Source organism: Streptomyces macrolidinus, assembly GCF_023887685.1.
Taxonomy (GTDB): domain Bacteria; phylum Actinomycetota; class Actinomycetes; order Streptomycetales; family Streptomycetaceae; genus Streptomyces; species Streptomyces macrolidinus.
Genome location: NZ_JAMWMR010000107.1, coordinates 1 through 574, shown reverse-complemented (window position 1 = coordinate 574; position 574 = coordinate 1). Strand labels below are relative to the sequence as shown.

At 72.1% G+C, this 574-nt stretch carries 1 protein-coding gene; it reads left to right on the top strand.

What is annotated here, in order from left to right:
• Positions 1-574, top strand: a 574-nt coding sequence (locus NGF19_RS30435; protein WP_252429168.1) for a beta-ketoacyl synthase N-terminal-like domain-containing protein, incomplete at both ends; no start/stop codon positions are given.

Sequence of the window (574 nt, the reverse complement as noted above, 5' to 3'; positions counted from 1 at the left end):
GCCCTCGTCGACCCGGAGCGGAGCCGCCCGGGCACCAGCTACGCCCACGAAGGCGGGTTCCTCGACGGAGCCGGCGACTTCGACGCGGAGTTCTTCGGGATCTCGCCGCGCGAGGCGCTGGCGATGGACCCGCAGCAGCGGCTGCTGCTGGAGACCTCCTGGGAGGCCATCGAGCGGGCCGGCATCGATCCCGCCACGCTGCGCGGCAGCGCCACCGGCGTCTTCGCGGGCGTGATGTACCACGACTACGGCTCCCGACTGGCCTACGTCTCCGACGACATCGAGGGCTACCTGGCCAACGGCACCGCGGGCAGCGTCGCCTCGGGGCGTCTGTCGTACACCTTCGGTCTTGAGGGGCCGGCGGTGACGGTGGACACGGCGTGTTCGTCGTCGTTGGTGGCGTTGCACCTGGCGGCGCAGTCGTTGCGGCAGGGCGAGTGCTCGCTGGCGCTGGCCGGCGGCGTCACGGTGATGTCGACGCCCGGTATGTTCGTGGACTTCAGCCGCCAGCAGGGTCTCGCCCCGAGTGGCCGCTGCATGTCCTTCGCAGCCGCCGCCGAGGGGACGGGGCTCG